Source organism: Corynebacterium haematomassiliense (assembly GCF_013978595.1).
GTDB lineage: Bacteria > Actinomycetota > Actinomycetes > Mycobacteriales > Mycobacteriaceae > Corynebacterium > Corynebacterium lehmanniae.
In genome coordinates this window covers 747,115-769,566 of record NZ_JACDTZ010000001.1, presented here as the reverse complement: position 1 = coordinate 769,566, position 22,452 = coordinate 747,115, and the positions used below count along the sequence as shown (strand labels likewise).

20 protein-coding genes are annotated in these 22,452 nt (G+C 64.4%); 16 read left to right on the top strand and 4 right to left on the bottom strand.

Annotated features, from left to right (window positions below; genetic code table 11):
- The first annotated feature begins 1 nt into the window (after position 1).
- From H0193_RS03705 to H0193_RS03680, 6 genes are all read left to right on the top strand, one after another.
- Positions 2-2,119, top strand: a complete 2,118-nt coding sequence (locus tag H0193_RS03705) for a ribonuclease J (RefSeq protein ID WP_272899114.1) — start codon at positions 2-4, stop codon at positions 2,117-2,119.
- An 85-nt stretch (positions 2,120-2,204) separates the two neighbouring features.
- Positions 2,205-2,657, top strand: coding sequence for a hypothetical protein (locus H0193_RS03700; protein WP_181888608.1), 453 nt, complete (start codon positions 2,205-2,207; stop codon positions 2,655-2,657).
- Between the two features lie 77 nt (positions 2,658-2,734).
- Positions 2,735-3,184: a hypothetical protein gene (locus H0193_RS03695; RefSeq protein WP_181888607.1), complete on the top strand. Its 450-nt coding sequence runs from the start codon at positions 2,735-2,737 to the stop codon at positions 3,182-3,184.
- Between the two features lie 9 nt (positions 3,185-3,193).
- Positions 3,194-3,820: a TIGR03085 family metal-binding protein gene (locus H0193_RS03690; protein ID WP_181888606.1), complete on the top strand. Its 627-nt coding sequence runs from the start codon at positions 3,194-3,196 to the stop codon at positions 3,818-3,820.
- Positions 3,821-3,887: 67 nt separating this feature from the next.
- Positions 3,888-7,034, top strand: a complete 3,147-nt coding sequence (locus tag H0193_RS03685) for a DNA translocase FtsK (RefSeq protein WP_181888605.1) — start codon at positions 3,888-3,890, stop codon at positions 7,032-7,034.
- A gap of 402 nt (positions 7,035-7,436) precedes the next feature.
- Positions 7,437-8,612 (top strand): TerC family protein, encoded by a 1,176-nt coding sequence (locus H0193_RS03680; protein WP_181888604.1) that lies wholly within the window; start codon positions 7,437-7,439, stop codon positions 8,610-8,612.
- A 25-nt stretch (positions 8,613-8,637) separates the two neighbouring features.
- On the opposite strand, the gene H0193_RS03675 is transcribed toward H0193_RS03680, so the two are convergent.
- Positions 8,638-8,922, bottom strand: a complete 285-nt coding sequence (locus H0193_RS03675; RefSeq protein ID WP_181888603.1) for a YciI family protein — start codon at positions 8,920-8,922, stop codon at positions 8,638-8,640.
- A gap of 49 nt (positions 8,923-8,971) precedes the next feature.
- On the opposite strand from H0193_RS03675, the gene pgsA reads away from it, so the two are divergent.
- The 5 genes from pgsA (at position 8,972) to H0193_RS03650 (ending at position 16,391) form a co-directional block, all read left to right on the top strand.
- Positions 8,972-9,511, top strand: coding sequence for a CDP-diacylglycerol--glycerol-3-phosphate 3-phosphatidyltransferase (gene pgsA / locus H0193_RS03670; RefSeq protein WP_181889598.1), 540 nt, complete (start codon positions 8,972-8,974; stop codon positions 9,509-9,511).
- Positions 9,508-10,047 carry a nicotinamide-nucleotide amidohydrolase family protein gene (locus H0193_RS03665; RefSeq protein WP_181888602.1) on the top strand — a complete coding sequence of 180 codons (540 nt, stop codon included), beginning with the start codon at positions 9,508-9,510 and terminating at the stop codon, positions 10,045-10,047. The genes pgsA and H0193_RS03665 overlap by 4 nt, the downstream gene beginning before the upstream one ends.
- Positions 10,048-10,070: 23 nt before the next feature.
- Positions 10,071-10,433: a helix-turn-helix domain-containing protein gene (locus tag H0193_RS03660; RefSeq protein ID WP_181888601.1), complete on the top strand. Its 363-nt coding sequence runs from the start codon at positions 10,071-10,073 to the stop codon at positions 10,431-10,433.
- Positions 10,434-10,504: 71 nt separating this feature from the next.
- Positions 10,505-11,353: a PspA/IM30 family protein gene (locus H0193_RS03655; RefSeq protein ID WP_181888600.1), complete on the top strand. Its 849-nt coding sequence runs from the start codon at positions 10,505-10,507 to the stop codon at positions 11,351-11,353.
- A 211-nt stretch (positions 11,354-11,564) separates the two neighbouring features.
- Positions 11,565-16,391 carry a lamin tail domain-containing protein gene (locus H0193_RS03650; RefSeq protein ID WP_181888599.1) on the top strand — a complete coding sequence of 1,609 codons (4,827 nt, stop codon included), beginning with the start codon at positions 11,565-11,567 and terminating at the stop codon, positions 16,389-16,391.
- A 76-nt stretch (positions 16,392-16,467) separates the two neighbouring features.
- Here the strand turns inward: H0193_RS03650 and H0193_RS03645 are convergent, their stop codons facing one another.
- Genes H0193_RS03645 through H0193_RS03635 form a run of 3 tightly spaced genes read right to left on the bottom strand, consistent with a single transcriptional unit; the run spans position 16,468 to position 18,331 of the window.
- The gene (locus H0193_RS03645; protein ID WP_181888598.1) at positions 16,468-17,073 is read right to left on the bottom strand and encodes an energy-coupling factor transporter transmembrane component T family protein; all 606 of its coding nucleotides are present in this window, start codon (positions 17,071-17,073) and stop codon (positions 16,468-16,470) included.
- Positions 17,070-17,759 carry an energy-coupling factor ABC transporter ATP-binding protein gene (locus H0193_RS03640; protein ID WP_181888597.1) on the bottom strand — a complete coding sequence of 230 codons (690 nt, stop codon included), beginning with the start codon at positions 17,757-17,759 and terminating at the stop codon, positions 17,070-17,072. The genes H0193_RS03645 and H0193_RS03640 overlap by 4 nt, the downstream gene beginning before the upstream one ends.
- A gap of 5 nt (positions 17,760-17,764) precedes the next feature.
- Positions 17,765-18,331: a biotin transporter BioY gene (locus H0193_RS03635; RefSeq protein ID WP_181888596.1), complete on the bottom strand. Its 567-nt coding sequence runs from the start codon at positions 18,329-18,331 to the stop codon at positions 17,765-17,767.
- Between the two features lie 43 nt (positions 18,332-18,374).
- On the opposite strand from H0193_RS03635, the gene H0193_RS03630 reads away from it, so the two are divergent.
- From H0193_RS03630 to H0193_RS03610, 5 genes are all read left to right on the top strand, one after another.
- On the top strand, positions 18,375-18,590 hold the full coding sequence (locus H0193_RS03630; RefSeq protein ID WP_063936922.1) for a DUF3046 domain-containing protein: 216 nt from the start codon (positions 18,375-18,377) through the stop codon (positions 18,588-18,590).
- Between the two features lie 229 nt (positions 18,591-18,819).
- Positions 18,820-19,947: a recombinase RecA gene (gene recA / locus H0193_RS03625; protein WP_181888595.1), complete on the top strand. Its 1,128-nt coding sequence runs from the start codon at positions 18,820-18,822 to the stop codon at positions 19,945-19,947.
- Positions 19,948-20,529 (top strand): recombination regulator RecX, encoded by a 582-nt coding sequence (gene recX, locus H0193_RS03620; protein WP_181888594.1) that lies wholly within the window; start codon positions 19,948-19,950, stop codon positions 20,527-20,529.
- A gap of 47 nt (positions 20,530-20,576) precedes the next feature.
- Positions 20,577-21,293: a 6-carboxyhexanoate--CoA ligase gene (locus H0193_RS03615; protein WP_181888593.1), complete on the top strand. Its 717-nt coding sequence runs from the start codon at positions 20,577-20,579 to the stop codon at positions 21,291-21,293.
- Positions 21,290-22,438, top strand: a complete 1,149-nt coding sequence (locus H0193_RS03610; protein WP_181888592.1) for an aminotransferase class I/II-fold pyridoxal phosphate-dependent enzyme — start codon at positions 21,290-21,292, stop codon at positions 22,436-22,438. The genes H0193_RS03615 and H0193_RS03610 overlap by 4 nt, the downstream gene beginning before the upstream one ends.
- Positions 22,439-22,452: the final 14 nt, after the last annotated feature.

The window sequence follows — 22,452 nt, the reverse complement described above, 5'->3', positions numbered from 1 at the left end:
CATGAATGAACCCCGCAACCGCGCACGCAAGGTGACGCGCAAGGCCGGGCCGCCGGAAGCAACCGAGCAGCAGCCGGTTTTCCAGGCGCCGAGCGACACCCCTGCGAACGGCGGCGGCAACGACGCGCCCGCTGAGCGCGACGGTGGCAACAACGGCAACAACGGCAACGACAACCGCGACGACAACGGTGGCCGCAACGGCGGCAACAGCCGCGGCGGCCGCGACGGCGGCAACAACGGCAACGGCGGAAACGGTGGTAACAACCGTGGCGGCAGCAGCCGTAACCGCCGTCGCCGTGGCCGCGGCGGCAACGGCGGCAACGGTGGGGGCCAGGGAGGCGGCCGCCGCAACCCCATGAAGTCCATGCAGGGCGCTGATCTGACCAAGCGCCTGCCCGCACCGCCGAAGCCGGCCAAGGACACGCTGCGCATTTACGCGCTCGGCGGCATTTCTGAAATCGGCCGCAACATGACGGTCTTCGAGTACAACGGCCGCCTGCTCATCGTGGACTGCGGCGTGCTGTTCCCGAACTCCGACGAGCCGGGCGTGGACCTGGTGCTGCCGGACTTCGGCCCGATTGAAAACAAGCTGGACAAGATCGACGCGCTCGTGGTCACGCACGGCCACGAGGACCACATTGGCGCGATCCCGTGGCTGCTCAAGCTGCGCAGCGATATCCCGATCTACTCGTCCAAGTTCACCAACGCACTGATCAAGGCGAAGACGCAGGAGCACCGCCAGCGTCCGAAGCTCAACGACGTGAACAAGGATTCCGAGGTCACCGTCGGCCCGTTCCGCCTGCGCTTCTGGCACGTCAACCACTCCATCCCGGAGTGCCTGGGTGTCTCCATCAAGACCGGCGCCGGCCACGTTGTGATGACCGGCGACGTGAAGGTGGACCAGACGCCGTACGACGGCAAGCCGACGGACATCCCGGCGCTCGCCCGCCTCGGCGACGAGGGCATCGACCTATTCATGTGCGATTCCACCAACGCCACCATCCCGGGCATCTCCGCCTCGGAGGCCGGCATTGAGGAGACGCTGACCCGCCTAGTGTCCAACGCGCGCCAGCGCGTGGTCATCGCGTCGTTCGCGTCGAACGTCTCCCGCGTCCAGATGGCCATCAACGCCGCTGTGGCCAACAACCGCAAGGTGGCGTTCAACGGCCGCTCCATGCTGCGCAACATGGAGATCGCGGAGAAGATGAACCTGCTCAAGGCGCCGAAGGGCACGATCATCCCGATCGAGGAGGCCGCGAAGATGGCGCCGCACAAGACGGTGCTGATCACCACCGGCACCCAGGGCGAGCCGATGGCTGCACTGTCGCGCATGTCGCGCCGTGAGCACCGCCAGATCACCATCCACGACGGCGACACGATCATCCTGTCCTCCTCGCTCATCCCGGGCAACGAGGAGGCGGTGTTCGCGGTGATCAACAACCTCGCGCAGATCGGCGCGAACGTGATCACCAACTCCGAGGCGCACGTCCACGCATCCGGCCACGGCTACGCCGGCGAGCTGCTCGCGCTCTACAACGCGGCGCGCCCGCGCAACGCGATGCCGGTGCACGGCGAGTGGCGCCACATGCGCGCCAACAAGGAGCTTGCTATTTCCACCGGCGTGAAGCCGAGCAACACCGCGCTTGCGCAAAACGGCGTGGTTGTCGACATGCACAAGGGCAATATCAAGGTCGCCGGCCAGTACCAGGTGGGCCAGCTCTACGTCGACGGCACCACCATGGGCGACGTGGACCCGGACGTGTTGGCGGACCGCACCTCGCTGGCGTCCGGCGGCGTTGTGTCCATCACCTGTGTGATCGACGACCGCACCGGCCGCCTGCTGGAGGCGCCGCAGGTGTCCACCACGGGCTACAGCGACGACGACCGCGACTTCAACAAGAAGGTCGTTGAAGGCGTCGAGGCCGTCATGGGCGATCTGGCCGCCGAAGGCGAGAACGATGCGTTCCGCATGGTGCAGCAGATCCGCCGCAAGGTCTCCCGCGCGATCGAGCAGAACTACAAGCGTCAGCCGGTGATTCTGCCGACCGTGGTGCCGATGTCTTCGGACAACCACGTCGCCACCGAGGACGAGATCGCCTCCACCCGCGAGTCCCGCTAAGCATTTGCTTATCGACGCCCCTTCGGCCCGCCCCGCGGCAGCCGAGGGGGCTAACGCGTTTGTGGGGCGTTGCGATAGAAGGGGTATGAGACACTTCCACCGCACCGCAGCAGCCGTCGTTATTGCCGTCTCGCTTCTTGCGCCAGTAGCTTCCGCCGACGAGACCAGCTGGACCGGCGGGCACCCGCTTCCGCCGGGAACGCAGGTCCCGTTCGATCCCGGCTACGCCACCCAGTGGCGCAGCTACGACGTGGTGAAGTTGGGCGACCCCAACTTCCGCAACCAGGATGTGCGAGGCGTTCGCGTGATCGGGCAGTTCAACCAGGATTCGATCCTGTGCCTGGAAAATGCAAAGGGCGGCATGTGGGGCTGCTACGTCGACGGCAAGGAGGCGACCGAGCTGAGCTACATGCCGTTCGGCAAGGTCGTGACTGTCGATCCGTTGGTCAACTTCTTCGCGCCGGCAATCCGCTTTTTCTTGGGGATCCAGGCGCGGCTGGGCCTGTCGAACCTTTTCGCAGGGTCCTCCCAGATCTAGGCGGAAACCGTACGGTTTCATAACAACCACGCAACAAGGCCTAGGCATCTCTGTTACGGGTGTGCACAATGTGGCCCATGAAGACCGCAACGAAAACCGCCGCGGCTTTGCTTGCCGCCGCGGTAACCCTCGCACCAACCGCTCACGCACAGGATGACGTCGACTGGACGGGTGGCCACCCGCTGCCACCCGGCACGGAGGTGCCGTACGACCCCGGCTACGCATCCGCCTGGAAGCTCTACGACGTGATCCGCTTCGGTGACCCGAACTTCCGCAACATCAAGGTGCAGGGCGTGCGCGTGCTGGGCGCCTTCGAGGGCGACTCCGTCATGTGCCACATGAACGCCAAGGGCGGGCGCAATGAGTGCTTCAAAGACGGCAAGCAGGCGACCAAGCTCGGATGGGGCGTCGGCGGCGAAGTGATTACCTTCGACCCGAAGGTTGAGCAGTTCGCCCCGCTGATCAAGGGCTTCAACAACTTGGAACTGCAGCTTTCCAGCGGCTCCGGGGTGAACCTTTCCAGCTAGGCTGGGCGCATGTCTTTTGCGCAGAAAGAACGTGAACGCCTCGCCCAGTTGTTTCTTCGGGTCGGACCCGATGCGCCGACGCTGAACGAGGGCTGGACCACCCGGGACCTCGCAGTCCATCTACTCATCCGCGAGTCCAAGCCGGCAGCCGCCCCCGGCATCTTCGTGAACGCACTCTCAGGTGTCACGGAGAAGGAGACGGCGAAGCAAATGGCCCGCCCGTACGAGGACGTCGTGCGCGAGTGGGCTGCCGGCCCGCCGGTGTGGCTCAAGCCGCTCAACTCCGCTATGAACACGTCCGAGCACTTCATCCACCACGAGGACGTGCGTCGCGGCGGGGGAGTGGTGGAGCCGCGCGAATTCTCCCAAGTCATTAACGAGGAGCTGTTCGCGCTGGCGAAGCGCTTCGGCAAGTTTACGCTTCGCAATGCGCCGGTGCCGGTGATCCTAACGCCGCCGAGCATGCCGCCCGCGACCATCGGCGATAAGGCTGGGGTGGCCGAGCGCGGCGACAACGTGCTGCGTGTTGCCGGCGATCCGGGCGAGCTGCTGCTGTGGGTTTCCGGCCGCGACGCGGCGAAGGTGGAACTGACTGGTTCCGTGGAGGCGTTCGAGGGCTTCGAGATCAAGATGTGACCCTTGACCGCGCGTCGCGGGTGTGGCGTGAGGTGTAAATGTGACTTAAGGCGTTAGAGTTACACGCATGTCTGTCAAAAACACCGCGCCGCGCTCGTCGCGGTCTTCAACGCGCCGTCCTTCGGGCGGCACCCGCTATGGCGGTCCGGTGTCCATGACGCACCCGCCGACATCGTCGAACGTGGCCGCTGAAACCGCGGATGAACGTGTGGGTTCCGCGTACAAGGTCGTCGGCCATTCGCTGGGCGCCGCCGCGCGGGGCGTCGGGTCGTTCTTCCGCCGCGATAAGCACGAGTCCGACTTCGACGACACCGCCGCACGCAGGCCCAGACGCAGCCGCGACGATTGGGACGACGACTGGGAGGACGATTTCGAGATGCCAGAGGAGCGCGCTGAAAGCTCCGCCGAAGACGAACGTCGAAGCCGCGAACCGCGGCGGGAAAGCCGCTTCGGCGGACACAGCACGTTTGAGACCCACGCCGACGCGTGGGGTTTAGTTCTCATTGGTCTAGCTGCCATCATCGGAGGCTCGGTCTGGTTCGACGTGGCCGGCCCCGTGGGACAGGTCATCTCCACCGGCACTCACTGGCTCATCGGCGCCGGCGCGCTGATTCTGCCGGTGATCCTGGTCGGCATCGCCATCGCGCTGATGCTTAACGTGCGCACCTCCGACGCCGTGCGCGCACGCGTTACGCTGGGCTTTTCCATCATCGCGATCGGCATGCTCGGCCTGATCCACGTCTTTGCCGGCAACCCCTCGGCGTGGGAGGAACGCAAGCTCGCCGGCGGTGCGTTCGGCGCCTTCACCGGCGGCGTGCTCGCAGCAGGCTTCTCGTCATTCGTAGCAATCCCGCTGCTTGGCCTGGTGATTCTCTACGGCGCACTGAAAGCCACCGGCATCACTGTGCGCGAGGCCTACGACTACATCAAGGACCTGGTCACCCGCATGCTGTCCAACACGGACACGCCCGACGACGAAGACCTGGACCCGTACAGCCACGTCACCGACGACCTGGACGACATCGCAGAAGGCCGCGAGCGCCGCACCACTCGCGCAGCTTCTCGACGTTCACGCGGCCGCACAGCCGACACCGAACGCCCGGCCCGACCGGCCCGCCCGACGCGGCGGCCCTCGCTGCGCCGCCCGACTCCGATGGAAAGCTACCCGGCCGACGGCGACGACGAGCTGGACCTGTTCGACTTCGCCGACGAGGTCGAAGACCACGACGACTTCGGCCAACCTGCAGCAGAGCCTGCCGCCTCCGCCGAAACCGCCGTGGTGCAGCGCCCGGCGGCTGCTCCGGCACCGGCTCCCAAGCCGGCAGCCAAGCCTGCCGCTCCGAAGTCAGCCGCGCCGAAGCCAGCCCAGCGCGACAACGAGACGAAGGTGCTGCAGCGGGAAGAGCCGGAGACGGAACGTCGAGAAGCAACTGCCCCCGACGCCGTAGCTAGCTCGCGCGAGCAGATGGCGAAGGCGATCGCGGCGCGCAGCGGCATCGACGCCTCCAAGATCCCCGCGACCACTCCGAAGTCCGAGACCGAACAAGCCGCCCCGAAGCAGGTGCGCAAGATCCCGCAGGGCGATTACCACCTGCCGTCGACTGAACTGCTGCTCGCGGGTAACGCGCCGAAGACACGCACCGAGGCCAACGACCGCATGATCGAGGCGATCACCGACGTCTTCGAGGAATTCAAGGTCAATGCGCAGGTCACCGGCTTCTCCCGCGGCCCGACAGTCACCCGCTACGAGGTGGAGCTTGGGCCTGGTGTGAAGGTCTCCAAGATCACCAACCTGCAGTCCAACCTCGCCTACGCCGTGGCCACCGACAACGTGCGCCTGCTCACCCCGATCCCCGGCAAATCCGCCGTCGGCATCGAGGTGCCCAACGCCGACCGCGAGATGGTGCGGCTGCGCGACGTGCTGGACTCGCCGAAAGTCTCCGCGCAGGACGACCCGATGCTCATCGGCCTGGGCAAGGACATCGAGGGCGACTTCATCGCCTCCTCGATCCAGAAGATGCCGCACCTTTTGGTCGCCGGTTCCACCGGCTCCGGTAAGTCCGCGTTTGTGAACTCCATGCTGATCTCGCTGCTCACGCGCGCGACGCCGGAGGAAGTCCGCCTGATTCTGGTGGACCCGAAGATGGTGGAGCTGACCCCGTACGAGGGCATCCCGCACCTGATCACGCCGATCATCACCCAGCCGAAGAAGGCGTCAGCAGCCCTGCAGTGGTTGGTGGAGGAGATGGAGCAGCGCTACATGGACATGAAGTCCGCGCGCGTGCGCCACATCAAGGACTTCAACCGCAAGGTCCGATCCGGAGAACTGACCGCCCCTCCAGGATCCGAGCGCGAAATGCGGCCGTACCCGTTCATCGTGTGCGTTGTGGACGAGCTGGCCGACCTGATGATGACCGCGCCGAAGGAGATCGAGGAATCCATCGTGCGCATCACCCAGAAGGCGCGTGCGGCGGGCATCCACCTGGTGCTGGCGACCCAGCGACCGTCCGTGGACGTGGTCACCGGCCTGATCAAGACGAACGTGCCGTCGCGCCTCGCCTTTGCGACGTCCTCGCTGACCGACTCCCGCGTGATTTTGGACCAGGGCGGCGCCGAAAAGCTCATCGGCATGGGCGACGGCCTGTTCATCCCGCAGGGTGCCGGCAAGCCGCAGCGTCTGCAGGGCGCGTTCGTCTCAGACGAAGAGATCCAGGCCGTTGTCGAGGCGGCGAAGGCGCAGCAGGACGAGCCCGACTACGTCGAGGGCGTCACCGAGGACAAGCAGGCCGAAGCCAAGGTCATCGACGACGACATCGGCAAGGACATGGACGACCTGCTCGAGGCCGTCGAGCTCGTGGTCACCTCCCAGCTCGGCTCCACCTCGATGTTGCAGCGCAAGCTGCGCATCGGCTTTGCCAAGGCCGGCCGCCTGATGGACCTCATGGAATCCCGCGGTGTGGTCGGCCCGTCCGAAGGCTCCAAGGCCCGCGACGTGTTGGTCAAGCCCGAGGAGCTGGAGACCATCATCTGGATGATCAAGGGCGCGGACCCGGCCGAGGCTCCGAAGGACGTGCAGCTTGACGACGGCGCCGGCGACGCCAACGGTTCAGATTCCGGCGCGGGTGGCTCCGATGCGGGTGGCTCTGGTGCGGACGGCGACGCCGACACCCGGACCGTCACCGCGACGTACAACCCGACCGGAGGAGCGTTCTAGCTGGCGGACGCAGAACCCCGCCGTAGATGCTTACCCCAGGATGCTTACCGGGGCTAGATGCTTACCCCAGGATGCTTATCCATCGAGTGGTGCACCCGCCGAGGCCCTCGATATCTCGAGAAGTAAGCGTTTAGAAGTAAGCATCCTCGGGCAGTAAGCATCCTGGGGTAAGCATCTACGCGGAAGGTGGGGCGGGCCCGGAGCGGTACAGGGCGGTGCGCGGCGGCGGACGCGGCACGCCGCCGCGTGGTGTAGTGTGAAACGCGCTTGGAGGGGAGTACCCCGGAAGTGTCCAGGATCGTCAGCACGGTGCCGTCGTCAGGCGATAGCCCCGGTCCGGACCGCCCACAGTGGTGGGGGAGACCTCCGGTCTTTTACGCAACGCTGACCGGAGGCTTACTTATGCATGTGCCCCTTTACATTTGGCTGATCACCTCGGCGGTGATCCTGGGATTTTTCATCTTCGACTTCGTCTCGCACGTGCGCACCCCGCACGAGCCGACGATGAAGGAGTCGGGCGGCTGGGCGCTGTTCTACATGTCCATGGCGTGTCTGTTCGGCGGGCTGGTCTGGTGGCTGTGGGACTCCGAGCACGCCGTGCAGTTCTTCACCGGCTACATCACCGAGTTGTCGCTGTCGGTGGATAACCTGTTCGTCTTCGCCCTGATCATGGGCTCGTTCAAGATCCCTCGCGCGTACCAGCAGAAGGTGCTGCTCATCGGCATTGTCATGGCGCTGGTGTTCCGCCTCATTTTCATCCTGCTTGGCGCCGTGATCATCGAGGCGTGGTCGGACGTGTTCTACATCTTCGCCGCTTTCCTCATCTACACCGCCATCAAGCTGGTCTACGACGAAGTCACCGACCAGGAGGACCCGGACCCGAACGATATGTTCGTGGTCAAGACGCTGCGCAAGGTCATTCCGGTGACCAAGTCGTACCACTCCGACCGGCTCGTTTCGAGGACTCAGGCCGGCAAGAAGGCTGTCACGCCGCTGTTCGTCGCCCTGCTGTCGATCGGGTTTATCGACGTCATGTTTGCCTTCGACTCCATCCCGGCGATCTACGGCATCACCCAGGAATCCTTCCTCGTGTTCACCGCCAACGCGTTCGCGCTGCTGGGCCTGCGCCAGCTCTACTTCCTGCTCAACGGCCTGCTTGACCGCCTGATGTACCTGCCATACGGCCTCGCGGTGGTGCTTGGCTTCATCGGCGTGAAGCTGCTGCTGCACGCGCTGCACGAGAACAACCTGTCGTTCATCAACGGCGGCGAGGGGCTCGACGTGCCGGAGGTCGGTACTGTCGCCTCGCTGTTGGTCATCGTCGGCGTGCTCGCGATCACCGCGATTGCCTCGGTGATCAAGGACCGTGCCGACGTCAAGGCGGGCCGCCGGGATCCGGAGGAGAACAACTACCACGTCGACTACGACGACCACGGAAACCGCCGCAAGGTGGACAAGCACGGCCACCACGTGGAATGGATCGACGACCCGGCTACCTCCGGCAAGGGCGATCACACCGCGACAGGTTCGCGCGACACGGACCACCTCGACGTCGCCCGCGGCGGACGCAAGGGCTGACCCGCAAGGGCTAACCAGCGAACCCCTAGCTGAAGATATTCGACACCGGGTTCCACCCCCGGATGTCCCGCGCCGCGAGGGCCCCTGCGACCATGTAGGGGTCCTCGTCCAATATGGCCGAGGCGTCCGCCTCCGTCGCCGTGTCCGGCAGTTGCAGGATGATCAGGGCCTGCTCGGCGCCCGCGAGTGGCCCGGAGCCGACGATGCGGCCCAGCGACAGCTGGGAAGCGATGAATTCGCGGTGGGCGGGACGTGTGTCGTCGACAAGCGATTGCTCACCGTAGGTGTACGTGGCTGCGAAATACTTCATGTAGGGCAGTCTAAGAGCGCACCGTCGCATGGGTATGGTGGAGGCTGTGATGCAACCCGACAAGCAGTCGAATTGGAACCTCCCGAACATTTTGACCTCGCTGAGGATCCTGTTCATTCCCGTTTTTGCCTGGCTGGTGCTTACTGAGCGCTGGTGGTGGGCGTTCGGGTTGTTCGTCGCGCTCATGATCACCGACAAGCTCGACGGCGACATCGCGCGCGCCCGCGGGCTGGTCACGGACTTCGGTAAAATCGCCGACCCGATCGCGGACAAGGCGTTGATGATCACCGCGCTGGTCACCCTGAATATCGCCGGCCCGTTGCCGGTGTGGGTGACGGTGGTCATTGTGGTCCGTGAGCTGGGCATTACGGTCTGGCGCATGGTGATGCTGCGCCGCGGGAAGGTTGTGCCGGCGTCGAAGGGTGGCAAGCTCAAGACCGCGCTGCAAAGCCTCGCTGTGGGGCTGTATCTGTGCCCGCTGCCTGCATGGATGGACACGCCGACGTTCGTGGTGATGCTGCTGGCGGTAGCGGTCACTGTGGTCACGGGCGTGCAGTATTTGGTTGATGCAGGGAAGGTGAACAAGTGACTACTGCGCAATTGCTTATCGACGAGCTTCGCTCCCGCCACCAGACCATCGCCTTCTGCGAATCGCTCACTGCCGGCCTCGCTTCGGCGACGTTGGCTGATGTGCCCGGTGCCTCGGACGTGTTGGTCGGTGGGCTGGTGACGTACTCGCCGGAGCTGAAGACGTTGCTCGCGGACGTGCCGGCGGACCTGATCGAGAGCGAAGGCGTGGTCTCCGCGGCCGTCGCGCGCGAGATGGCGCGCGGGGCACGGCGCGTCTGCGGCGCTGATTGGGCTGTGGCGCTGACTGGCGTGGCGGGCCCCGACGCGCAGGACGACGTGCCCGCCGGCACGGTGTGGATCGGGCTGGCCGGGCCGAAGTGGACCGCCTCGTCGCAGGCGGCGGAGCTGCTCGATCCCGCGGTTGGCCAGTACGCGCTCATGCCGGGAGCTGCGGTGCCGGTGCGTGTGCTGTCGGGGCAGCGCAACGAGGTCCGTCGCTTGGCGGTGGAGGCCGCGCTGGTCGGTGCGCTGACGGGCGTGCGGGAACAAAACTAAGCGGCGAGTCGTTGGAGGAATTGATGACCACTACTACTTTGCTCTACGACTCCCCGGTCGACCTGCCGGTTGCGCCGTCCGATGCCGCCCGTACTGCATCCCGCGAGCCGCTGTTCCGCGAGGCACTCGGAATGTCGCTTCGTGCCTTCCGCGCAGACAAGGGTGTGACACTGCGCGCGCTGGCGAAAGAGGCGCGGGTTTCCTCCGGCTACATCTCCGAGTTGGAGCGGGGGCGCAAAGAGGTGTCTTCCGAGCTGTTGGCTTCCCTGTGCGAGGCGTTGGGCACTACTGTCTCCGAGGTTTTGCTGGAGGCTGTAGCGAATATGTCGCTGCACTCGTTCACCGAAGAGCTGGAGCGCACGACGCCGGCCGCCGCAGAAGCGTAGCTGGCAATCCGCGACTACAGTGGTTGGCGTTTAAGGCAATCTACTGACAGAAAGGTCACGGTGCTTTAGCCATGGCGAATCCCTTTACTAAGTTCTGGAACTACCTGATGGCGCTCTTCGACAACAAGATCGAAGAAAACGCAGACCCCAAGGTCCAGATCGAGCAGGCCATTAACGACGCACAGCGTCAGCACCAGGCACTGTCCCAGCAGGCCGCTGCCGTGATTGGTAACCAGCGCCAGCTGGAGATGCAGCTCAACCGCCGTCTGGAGGACGTCGAGAAGCTGCAGGCGAACGCGCGCCAGGCGCTCCAGCTCGCCGACAAGGCACGCGGTGAGGGCAACGCGCAGAAGGCGCAGGAGTACGAGAATGCCGCAGAGGCCTTCGCTGCACAGCTGGTGACCGCTGAAGCCGGTGTTGAGGACACTAAGCAGCTGCACGATCAGGCGCTGCAGCAGGCAGCACAGGCCAAACAGGCCGTCGAGCGCAACTCTGCGCACCTGCAGCAGCAGGTGGCAGAGCGCTCCAAGCTGCTGTCCCAGCTGGAGCAGGCGAAGATGCAGGAGAAGGTGTCGGAGACCATGCAGTCCATGAACTCCATTACCGCCTCCGGCCCGAACCTGGACCAGGTTCGCGACAAGATCGAGCGCCGCTACGCCAACGCACTGGGTGCCGCCGAGCTGGCGCAGAACTCCATTGAGGGGCGCATGGCTGAGGTCGAGCAGGCCGGCATTCAGATGGCTGGCCACGGCCGCCTGGAGCAGCTACGCGCCGAGATGGCGGGCGAGCTGACCTCCCGCAAGAAGCAGGCCATCGAGCAGGGCAACTCGCAGCAGACTGGTTCCGCCGCGCCGACCGGTGCTGACGTCGCCGACGACGCGGTTGCTCAGCGCATGCGTGAGCTGCGCGGCGACGCTTAGATACCAGCTAGTTTTTGTGGCCCCGGGATGTTTCCCGGGGTTTATTTAATTGTTCAAGTTTTATTCACTTGGACGTTCGAGCAAATTCACGCAAACATACTACTTTTCCAAACGTTTTCCAAGTTTGTTATGAGACTTTCCCAAGGAGGAAGCTCCCGTGAGAAGTAGTTCCCGTGCGCGTCAATTTGCTGTGCCATTTACCGTGATGCTCGTGTCTGGTTTTGCGTCGGTGCCCGTGGCAGCGGCAGCAGCGTCGACTGACATCGTCATCAATGAGGTGGTCACCAACTCTGACCCGATCGGCGACTGGGTGGAGCTGGCCAATCCAACCGACAACGACATTGACATTTCGGGCTGGACCGCCACTGACAGTGGGAAGAGCAGCAAGCCGATCACATTCCCAAAGAACACCGTCATTCCGGCGCGCGGGTACTACGCTTTCTACACCGATGGCACGGGCGTCACTCCAGATGGATCTAAAGGGTTCGGCCTTGGTGGCGACGATCAGATCACCATCAAGGATGAGAAGGGCAACCAGATCGACGAAAAGAAGTGGTCGTCTCACGGCATGAGGGATGGTGTTCACACCTCACGAGGCTTGGTGCCGGACATGACTGGAAAATGGCAGATCACGGACGGGCCGACTCGTGAAAGCGCTAACGCCAAGTCCGATTTTGACAAGGTCTTTATCAATGAGATCACGACGGACGGCGTCGATTTCATCGAGTTGGTGAATAACGGCGACAAGGCGGTAAATATCGGCGATTGGGTGGTCGTCGATAGTGGCGATGGCAAGGGCAACACTTACATCACCTTTGCACCGAATACGATCATTCCCGCAGGCGGTTATTACGTTTTGACTCCGGACGGGAAAGAGGGCGGCGTAGTCCCAGATGGCACTGATGGGTTCGGGCTCAGCGCTAAGGACAGCCTGACTCTCAAGACGGCTGCAGGAGAGCTAGTTGATGAGTTCGGCTGGACGGAAAGCCCGGTGTGCGAGGGGGCGGCGACGTCGTGGTCCCGCTACTCGGAAGCCAACAACGACTTCAAGATGTCCTCGGCGAAGTCCAAGGGTGACGCCAATGCCGCTCCCTGCGGGGTGGAGGACGAGGAGCCGAACCCGTCGGAGGTGCCGTCGTCGACAAGCCAAAAGCCTTCGAACACTGGCAAGATCAGGATCAATGAGATCCAGACCAAGGGCGACTTTGTTGCTGATTGGGTGGAGTTGTACAACGCGGGCGATACGCCGGTGGACATCTCGGGCTGGAAGTTTGCAGACGACAAACAGGGGCGCACACCGATTGTGTTCCCGAAGAATACGGTGATCCAACCGGGCGGGTACTACTCGTTCTACACCGAAGTCGATACTCCCGACGGTTCGAAGGGGTTCGGGCTTGGTGAGGCTGACAGTGCGCGTCTGTACAGGCCAGACGACAACAAGCCATTCGACGAAGTGAGCTGGACGTCGCACACTCGCTTCTCCTGGGGGCGCACCCCAGATGGCGAGGGTGATCTCGTCGCTCTTGCGAAAGTGACAAAGGACGGAAAGAACGCTGAGGAACTCGTATGGCCGGAGGGTGAACCGTGGCCGGATGAGGTCAACTCAATCAATACGGTCGGCGGATTCGCGGGCGAGAACTTCTCGGGCGTAGATTTCGACGGCAACGGTAACGCCTGGATTGTGAACAACAACCCGGGGCGCCTGTTTGAGCTGGAGTACGACGAGGACAAGAAGATCTACAGCAAGAAGAACGAATGGACTCTCACCTATGAAAATGGTGCAGGGAATCCGGACGCGGAAGGCGTGACCGTAGGTAAGGACGGCAAGATCTACATTGCCACCGAGCGTGACGGTTCTGGCCCCTCCCGCCCGTCCATCCTCGAGTTTGACCCTTCCCGGGGCAAGGTGACTGGCGAGTGGAACCTCAATTCAATCACTGGTGAAGTACCACCGAACTTTGGTTTGGAAGCCATCGCCTACTTGCCGGACCTTGATGTGTACGCGGTGGGTGTGGAGTACACGGGCTTCGTCCACTTTGTTCGCCTGCAGCCTAACGGGGAGTTCGAAGAGGTTGGCAAGTACGAAAACCCTGAGCTGCGCAGCGTCATGGCGTTGGATTACAACGCGAATAGCAAGGAGCTTCGCGTGCTTTGCGACGAAGCCTGCGACGGCCTTTCTGTAGTCGTTTCCTTCGACGGTACAACCGCGCATGAGGTATCTGGGGTTCAAGCACGACCCGTCCTCATGGAAAACTTTGCAAATGAGGGCTATGGCACGTACGAGAAGATTGGGGAGTGCACTGTCGATGGGCAGCGTACCGTGGTTACCCGTTTCTTGTGGTCTGATGATGCTCCAAATGATCCGAACAACGGCCTGGCGTTGCGCGCTGCAGAAGCAGAGCGGACGGAGTCTTGTACGCCCGCAGAACAGCCGACCCCAACGGTGACTTCGGGCAACACCACTACGAGCGCTGCTCCGACAACCGTCACGGTCCCGGCGGTCACCGAGACTGTGACTCCGACCGTGACTACTACTGACACCGCGGTGACAACCACGGTGAGTACCGAACCTACGACCGTCACTGAGACGCCGACGATCACATCCACGGTGACCACGACTCCGACGAAGACGGCTGCGGCGGTGACTGCGACGCAGACGGAGACGGCTGCGACGAAGACCGTGGTGCCCACGGAGACGACGAAGGTCACCGAAACGCCGGTGACCACTGCTGCGGCGGGGACTGCGACGCAGACGGAGACGGCTGCGACGAAGACCGTGGTGCCCACGGAGACGACGAAGGTCACCGAAACGCCGGTGACCACTGCTGCGGCGGTGACTGCGACGCAGACGGAGACGGCTGCGACGAAGACCGTGGTGCCCACGGAGACGACGAAGGTCACCGAAACGCCGGTGACCACTGCTGCGGCGGTGACTGCGACGCAGACGGAGACGGCTGCGACGAAGACCGTGGTGCCCACGGAGACGACGAAGGTCACCGAAACGCCGGTGACCACTGCTGCGGCGGTGACTGCGACGCAGACGGAGACGGCTGCGACGAAGACCGTGGTGCCCACGGAGACGACGAAGGTCACCGAAACGCCGGTGACCACTGCTGCGGCGGTGACTGCGACGCAGACGGAGACGGCTGCGACGAAGACCGTGACACCGACGGAGACGAAGAAGGTGACCGAGACGCCGACGACGACGGCTGCGGCAACCGTCGTGTATACGACAGTGAGCGCGCCGGAGGTTACCGTGACGCCGACTGAGACGAAGAAGGTGACCACGACTCCGACGACGACGGCTGCGGCGGTGACTGCGACGCAGACGGAGACGGCTGCGACGAAGACCGTGGTGCCCACGGAGACGACGAAGGTGACCACGACTCCGACGACGACGGCTGCGGCGGTGACTGCGACGCAGACGGAGACGGCTGCGACGAAGACCGTGGTGCCGACGGAGACGACGAAGGTCACCGAGACGCCGGTGACGACGGTTGCGGCGGTGACTGCGACGCAGACGGAGACGGCTGCGACGAAGACCGTGGTGCCCACGGAGACGAAGAAGGTGACCGAGACGCCGGTGACGACGGTTGCGGCGGTGACTGCGACGCAGACGGAGACGGCTGCGACGAAGACCGTGACACCGACGGAGACGAAGAAGGTGACCGAGACGCCGACGACGACGGCTGCGGCAACCGTCGTGTATACGACAGTGAGCGCGCCGGAGGTTACCGTGACGCCGACTGAGACGAAGAAGGTGACCACGACTCCGACGACGACGGCTGCGGCGGTGACTGCAACGCAGACGGAGACGGCAGCGACGAAGACCGTGGTGCCCACGGAGACGACGAAGGTGACCACGACTCCGACGACGACGGCTGCGGCGGTGACTGCGACGCAGACGGAGACGGCTGCGACGAAGACCGTGGTGCCCACGGAGACGAAGAAAGCCACCGAGACTCCGACGACGACGGCTGCGGCGGTGACTGAAACGCAGACGGAGACGGCTGCGACAAAGACTGTGGTGCCCACGGAGACGAAGAAGGTCACCGAAACGCCGGTGACCACTGCTGCGGCGGTGACTGAAACGCAGACGGAGACGGCTGCGACAAAGACTGTGGTGCCCACGGAGACGAAGAAGGTCACCGAAACGCCGGTGACCACTGCTGCGGCGGTGACTGCGACGCAGACGTCTTCGGCTAAGGCTGAGACGGTCACGCCGACGGTGACGGAGCAAGTTGATGTCACGCCGGTGGCAACAGCTGATGCGGTGACGGAGACAGTAACGAATACGGCACAAACCACCACGGTTACCGCAGCCCCAGTCACAACCACTGTCGCCGGTCGCTCGGAGACCGAGACTGTGACGCCGACATCCACGGTTCAATCGGACCAGGACGCAGTCGACGTTGATGCACCTGTCACGACGACGCGTACCGCTCCGAATCTGACGAAGATTGTTGCGGGTGAAACAAATGTGTACTACCGGGTGGCTGCGGCTAATGGGGCAATCGTCGAGGTTAACGACCTGCCGGAGGGCCTCGAGTTCCGCCCCGAGGACAACGTCATTGCGGGCAGGGTTGCAAAGCCCGGCAACTACACCGCGGAAGTGGTGACGACGACCGGAAACTCTACGATCGTTGAAAAAGTCCGTTTCGAGGTGGAGGCCGCTCCTGAAACATCGACCGAGCACCCGCTCACCACGGTGACCCAGACAGCAACGGCACCGGCGGAGTCTCAGGGGTCGTCGTTGGACGGCAAGTGCGTCGCTGCGCTGACCGGATGGTCGCTTCCGCTTGTGGCGCTGATCCCGCTGGGGATTGCATCGCAGGTCGACCTTCCGCTGCCGGCAGGCGTTCAGGATTCACTCCATGCACTGAGGGATCAGGCGCAGCAGATGCTCCCGCAGGTTGATCCGCAGATCGGCATGATCGCGGGCGGCTTGGCAGCGGCGGCACTTGGTGTCCTTGCAATCGTCAGCATTGTCAATGCATGTGGTGGCGGTGAAGGTAGCTCCGCAGGTAGCAGTAACTAATAGCTAGCCCGTCTCAGCGCGTTCCGCCCGGTCCCTCACAGCAGGGGCCGGGCGGAACGTCGTCGTTAAGCAGGTGCTAATCAACGGCTCCGCGGGCCATGAGCGCTTCTCCCATCATCTTCGCGCGGCGCACAGACCGAATCACCAACGGGATGCCGAATGCGGTGAAGGAGAACCCGACACCGCGGGCCTTGCGCGCGTCGAGCACCTCGTTCGCCGTGGCGAGGGTGAGGGGGATAAGCCGGATCGTGAGCGCGATGGTCAAAGAGATCAGTTCGCCCGCGCGACCGAAGGGGGACAGGGCGCGGTCCAGCGCGGTGAGGAGTTCCTCGACCGGGGTGGTCAGCGTCAACAGGTTTGCCGCAGCAATGGTGGCAAGCAGCCCGACCAGCAGTGTGAGCGCAGAGGCAACGCCGTTTTGCCACACCATGAACGCGCCGAAGAAAGCCAGCACGGGCACCAACGGCACTAGCTGGCGCCACGCTACGCGGGCGGGGATCCGTGCCCATACGTAGAGCGCCAACACGAACGCGAGGGCGGCCACAGCGTGCCATGGCTGCGTCGGCAACGCGGTGACGCCGATGATGAATGCCACGAGCAACACGAATTTCAGCGCTGCACCCGTGCGGTGCAGCAGAGTCGTCCCCGGCACGTATACGCCGAGGGGCAGTTCGCGGATCACGGCTTCGCATCCATCAGGTCGGTGTAGAAGGCGATTGCCGCGTCGGGGCCGCCGTCGTAGGCCAAGGCTCCGTCGTCGATGACCAGAACGCGGTCGAATCCGCGCAGCATTTCCAGGTCGTGGGTGACCACGATCAGCTGCTGGTCCAGCGACATCAGCTCGCGCACGATGCGGCGGCGGTTGCGCAGGTCTAGCAGAGTGGTGGGCTCGTCGGCGATGATCGTGTCCGGCTCGATCACCAGCACGGAGGCCAGCGCGAGCATCTGCTTCTCGCCGCCGGAGAGGGTGTGCGGGGAGTTCTCGGCGCGGTCGGCTAGATCGAAGCGCTCGAGCGCTTCTGTTACGCGTCGTTTGACCTCCTCGCGCGGCAGTTTGAAGCGGCGCAGGGAAAACGCCACGTCGTCGGAAACGCGCGGCATGACAATTTGGGATTCGGCGTCGGAGAAGACAAATCCGACGCGTTTGCGGATGTCTTTGCCGCGTTTGTCGGGCGTGAGCCCGTCGTAAAGCACTTGCCCCGATGTCGGCTCGATGAGGCCGTTGATCAGGCGCACGGTGGTGGATTTGCCGGAGCCGTTGGAGCCGATGATGCCGATGCGCTGCTCCGACAGGCTCACGGTGAGCGGCGCGAGGATCTGCTCGCCGTCATACGCGACGGCAGCGCTGCGAAACTCGATGAGGGGCATGGCGTTTACTTACGGGCCCCGCGCAGATCCGGGAACGCTTGGTGCACGGCGAACGCGATGGCGATCATGAGCGCGACCTTGCCGGCGTCCGGCAGCAGGAACGGCACCTGCGCCGCCCAGGCTGCGCCGAAGCTCATGTCAGCGCGCCACATCAGGCCGAACACGCCGCAGAGGTACTGGAAAAACAGGGCCAGGTAGCCGGCGAGGATGAGGATTCCGATGCTCGCCGTTTTGTTCGAGCGGAACGGTGCGGTGTACGCGACCGCGCCGGCGACGGCGGCGGAGACAAGGTAGCCGACCAGGTAGCCCACGGTCGGACCACCGAGAGCGGAGATGACCGTGCGGCCGCCCGCGAGCACCGGCAGCGCGAGGCCCACCAGCAGGAAGATCGCCGCGGCGGAGAACCCGCGGCGCCACCCCAGCACGAGGCCCGCAAGGATCACGGCGGCGTTCTGCAGCACAATGGGCACGCCGGCCGCGCCGACGGGGATGGACACGAAGCCCAGCACGATGACGATGGCGGCGAAGACCGCGATTAGCGCGATATCCTGCGCTGTAGAGTTTTTCTTCATGCGCGGGAGTGTACCGCGACGGGTGGCGTGTACTGTCGGGCGCATGCGTTTGACGGAGTTTCACCAGCTTGTGCAGGACGAGTTCGGCTCGGAGCGTGCGCAGTGGATCATCCAGACCCAGGTGCTGCCCGGGTTTGAGCAGACGTCTGCGCAGCTCATCGATGCCGGTGTGGATCCGCGCGACGCGTGGCGCGGGCTTTGCGACGCGTTCGATGTCCCGGAGGAGCGCCGCCTCGGGGTCGATCGCCCGGGCACCTAGGAGCCGTTGCTTATCGACGGCTCCGCTGCCCCGGCGTGTCGTTGAATTTCGAACACGTTTGCGTGTATTCTCTGGCGTGTCGCCGTCGCGTTCTACAGTGTGCCGTGTTTCCGCTTGGAAAATTTCTTTGAGTTCAATGGAACCGAAGCGGTATGGCGATACGTCTAACTAAGAAACTGTGCACGCGACGCGCCCAGCGCCGCCGAATACTTGGAGGTAGAAACACCACATGGCAACGAAGAAGAAGTCCGCGGCTTCGGCCGGCAACGACCGCAAGAATGCGCTCGATGCAGCGCTGGCAATGATTGAGAAGGACTACGGCAAGGGCGCTGTCATGCGCTTGGGCGATGAGAACCGCCCGCCGATCCAGTCCATCTCTTCCGGCAACACCGCCATCGACGTCGCGCTCGGCATTGGTGGTTGGCCGCGCGGACGAATCGTGGAGATCTACGGGCCGGAATCTTCCGGTAAGACCACCGTGGCGCTGCATGCGATTGCGGAGGCGCAGCGCGGCGGCGGCATCGCGGCGTTTATCGACGCGGAACACGCCCTCGACCCGGACTACGCGCGCAAGCTCGGCGTGGACACCGACAACCTGCTGGTGTCCCAGCCGGACACCGGCGAGCAGGCGCTCGAGATTGCGGACATGCTGGTGCGCTCGGGCGCGATCGACATGATTGTGATCGACTCGGTGGCCGCATTGACCCCGAAGGCGGAGATCGAGGGCGAAATGGGCGACAGCCACGTCGGCCTGCAGGCCCGCCTGATGTCCCAGGCGCTGCGCAAGATGACCGGTGCGCTGTACAACTCCGGCACCACTGCCATCTTCATTAACCAGCTGCGCGAGAAGATCGGCGTGATGTTCGGCTCGCCGGAGACCACCACCGGCGGTAAGGCGCTGAAGTTCTACGCATCCGTGCGTTGCGATGTCCGCCGCATTCAGACGCTGAAGGACGGCCAGGACTCCATTGGCAACCGCACCAAGATGAAGGTGGTGAAGAACAAGGTTTCCCCGCCGTTCAAGATCGCCGAGTTCGACATCATGTACGGCGAGGGCATCTCGCGTGAGAGTTCCATCATCGACATGGGTGTGGAAAACGGCATCGTGAAAAAGTCCGGCTCCTGGTTCACCTACGAGGGCGACCAGCTGGGCCAGGGCAAGGAGAAGGCCCGCATCTTCCTCAAGGAGAACCCGGAGTTGGCCAACGAGATCGAGGACAAGATCTTCCGCGCACTCGGCGTGGGCAAGTACGCCAACGCGTCCGACGAGCTGACGGACGAGCCGGTGGATATGGTGCCGAACATCGACTTCGATGACGAGGACGACGTGGCGGCACCCGCAACCGCGGAGAAGTAGTTGGCGGACGCGGACAAGGTTGCCCGGCTCCAGGCGGTGCTTGACGCCTACGAGCCGGGCACCGGTCTTTTCGACCGGACACACGAGGAGGCCCTGGCTCCCGTGCGCAAGCGGGCGCTCGGCCTGCTTGATCAGCGTGCGCGCTCCCGCGCGGAGCTACGCGAGCGGCTGATCAAGGCCGAGTTCGAGCCGCAGCTTGTAGACGAAGTCCTCGACGATCTTGCCGGCTCCGGCCTTATCAACGACGCGCAGTTCGCCCACGAGTGGGTGCGCCAGCGCGCCGCCCGTCGCGGCAAGTCCGCCCGCGCGTTGGATATGGAGCTGCGCGACAAGGGCGTTGGGGGAGCGGACCGCGCCGCAGCCCTGGAGCAGATCTCCGACGAAGACGAGGAGCACACCGCGCGCGCGGTTGCGGAGAAGTCCGCGCGGAAGGTCAAAGCGGCTCCTGTAGACCGCGCCGAGTACGACAAGCACCTGCGCCGCGTCGTTGGCGCGTTGGCCCGGCGCGGCTTCAACCAGGGAATGGCGCTTCGTATCGCCCGCGAGGAACTGGACGCGCGCATCGCAGAGTGCGAGGAGTAGACCGAAACACTGAACGGTGTTCAAGGCGGTCTCCTAGACTTAACCGCATGGCTTTGTTCAGCGTGAAGATGCGCTCCAGCGCGCTCGGCTCCCACATCTCCGGCGCCGAGCGCATCGTGGAGGAGCGCGAGGTTCCAGACGTGTGCGCCGCGATGGGCACTCGCGCGTTGGCCCACGGCAAGGGAAAGCCGGATTCAATCACAGTGACGGTGACCGCCATCGACGGCGAAGTGGCACATATCCCGGCGTTGCCAATCAGGGAGGCGCACTGCGCAGACCCGGCAGAGGCCCGCGAGACCGTGATCGACGCGCTCGCCCCGCTGACCCCGCACGCCGCCGAAGCATGGGAGCTGCTCACCGGCGTGCGCGACATGCGCGGGGCCATCCTCTTCCACGCGACAACCGGTGCACGCCTCGAACCGGATCACGCCCGCGGCGTGCGGGTGACCTCCATGGACGCCGCCACCGCCACAGGGGAGCGCCCAGAGACGCACTCCGGCAAAACCCGCGTGACCGATGCGCTCGTGCTCGCTTCCAAGGTGGCGCACCACCCGGCTATGCTCGCCGAGGTCTGCTTCTCGGACGATCCGGACTACACCACCGGCTATGTGGCCTCCAGAGAGATGGGGTACCTGCGCGTGCCCAACATGAAGCCGGTCGGCTCCGAAATGGGCGGGCGCCTGTTTGTCGTGGACACCGACGACCCTGCGGACCTGATTGACTACCTCGAGCACACCCCCGTGCTGGTTGGGGAGGCCAAATGAGCTGGCTCGATAGCGCCGCCAAGCAACAGAGCGACACCTGGCGCAGCCAAGGCCTTGAGCGCACCCCCGCAATCTTTCGCACTGGCCAGACCCCGGTAGCCACCATCGATGGGCGCGAGTACGTGCTGTTCAGCTCCTCGAACTACCTGGGGCTGGCCGAACACCCCGCCGTCACCAGAGCAGCCGCTGACGCGCTCAACCGCTTCGGCGCGGGCCCCGGCGGATCGCGCCTGACCACCGGCACCACGGACCTGCACGCGCAAGTTGAGCACGATTTCGCCCGATTCCTCGGTTACGAGGACTCCGTGTTCTTCTCCGCCGGGTTCATGGCGAATGCCGGCGTGCTGCAGGCGCTCGCCGGCCCGGGCACGCTCATCGTCTCGGACGAGCGCAATCACGCCAGCATCATCGACGGCTGCCGCCTGGCCAAGGCGCAGGGTGCCACGGTGCGCGTGTACAGCCACCGCGACCCGGCGCACGTCGACGAGCTGTTGCGAGGCCATTCCGGAGAAGCAATCGTGGTCACCGACGGGTTGTTTTCCATGGACGGCACCCTCGCGCCCGTCCCCGAACTCCTCGCAGTCTGCCACGCCCGCGGCGCCGCCCTCATGGTCGACGACGCGCACGGCACCGGCACCCTCGGCGCGACGGGCCGCGGCATCACGGAGCACTTTTCGCTTGTCGACGACCATCCGGACATCCTCGTAGCCACCTCATCAAAGGCGCTCGGCGTCGAAGGCGGGGCAGTGGCTGCCTCCGCACCAGTGGCTGCGCTGCTGCGGCAGAAGGCCCGCACCTTCGTCTACTCCACTTCGTCCACGCCGGCCACGTGCGCGGCCGTTTCGGCGGCCATCGGCGTGCTTGAGGGCGAAGACAGTCCGGTGCCTGCGCTGCACCGCAACATCCGCCGTCTGGCCGGCCACCTCGGGATGGGCGAGTGGCAAAGTCCGATCATCCCGGTGCCCATCGGCGACGAGACGCAGGCAGTCAACGCGTCGGCCGCACTCCGCGAGGCCGGGTATTTCGTGCCCGCCATCCGCTGGCCAACCGTCCCGCGCGGTGCTGCGATGCTGCGGGTGACGGTGATGGCCACCCACACCGACGCGCAGATCGACGGGCTGGCAGACGTCATTTCGCGGTTGTAGCTCACCTGGTTAGA

Coding starts and splice junctions, on each gene's coding strand:
- H0193_RS03635 (WP_181888596.1), bottom strand. CDS start 18,331: ATGAAGAAAAACTCTACAGCGCAGGATATCGCGCTAATCGCGGTCTTC.
- H0193_RS03700 (WP_181888608.1), top strand. CDS start 2,205: ATGAGACACTTCCACCGCACCGCAGCAGCCGTCGTTATTGCCGTCTCG.
- H0193_RS03660 (WP_181888601.1), top strand. CDS start 10,071: ATGACCACTACTACTTTGCTCTACGACTCCCCGGTCGACCTGCCGGTT.
- H0193_RS03675 (WP_181888603.1), bottom strand. CDS start 8,922: ATGAAGTATTTCGCAGCCACGTACACCTACGGTGAGCAATCGCTTGTC.
- H0193_RS03705 (WP_272899114.1), top strand. CDS start 2: ATGAATGAACCCCGCAACCGCGCACGCAAGGTGACGCGCAAGGCCGGG.
- H0193_RS03695 (WP_181888607.1), top strand. CDS start 2,735: ATGAAGACCGCAACGAAAACCGCCGCGGCTTTGCTTGCCGCCGCGGTA.
- H0193_RS03690 (WP_181888606.1), top strand. CDS start 3,194: ATGTCTTTTGCGCAGAAAGAACGTGAACGCCTCGCCCAGTTGTTTCTT.
- pgsA (WP_181889598.1), top strand. CDS start 8,972: ATGCAACCCGACAAGCAGTCGAATTGGAACCTCCCGAACATTTTGACC.
- H0193_RS03630 (WP_063936922.1), top strand. CDS start 18,375: ATGCGTTTGACGGAGTTTCACCAGCTTGTGCAGGACGAGTTCGGCTCG.
- H0193_RS03685 (WP_181888605.1), top strand. CDS start 3,888: ATGTCTGTCAAAAACACCGCGCCGCGCTCGTCGCGGTCTTCAACGCGC.
- H0193_RS03680 (WP_181888604.1), top strand. CDS start 7,437: ATGCATGTGCCCCTTTACATTTGGCTGATCACCTCGGCGGTGATCCTG.
- recA (WP_181888595.1), top strand. CDS start 18,820: ATGGCAACGAAGAAGAAGTCCGCGGCTTCGGCCGGCAACGACCGCAAG.
- H0193_RS03615 (WP_181888593.1), top strand. CDS start 20,577: ATGGCTTTGTTCAGCGTGAAGATGCGCTCCAGCGCGCTCGGCTCCCAC.
- H0193_RS03655 (WP_181888600.1), top strand. CDS start 10,505: ATGGCGAATCCCTTTACTAAGTTCTGGAACTACCTGATGGCGCTCTTC.
- H0193_RS03610 (WP_181888592.1), top strand. CDS start 21,290: ATGAGCTGGCTCGATAGCGCCGCCAAGCAACAGAGCGACACCTGGCGC.
- H0193_RS03640 (WP_181888597.1), bottom strand. CDS start 17,759: ATGCCCCTCATCGAGTTTCGCAGCGCTGCCGTCGCGTATGACGGCGAG.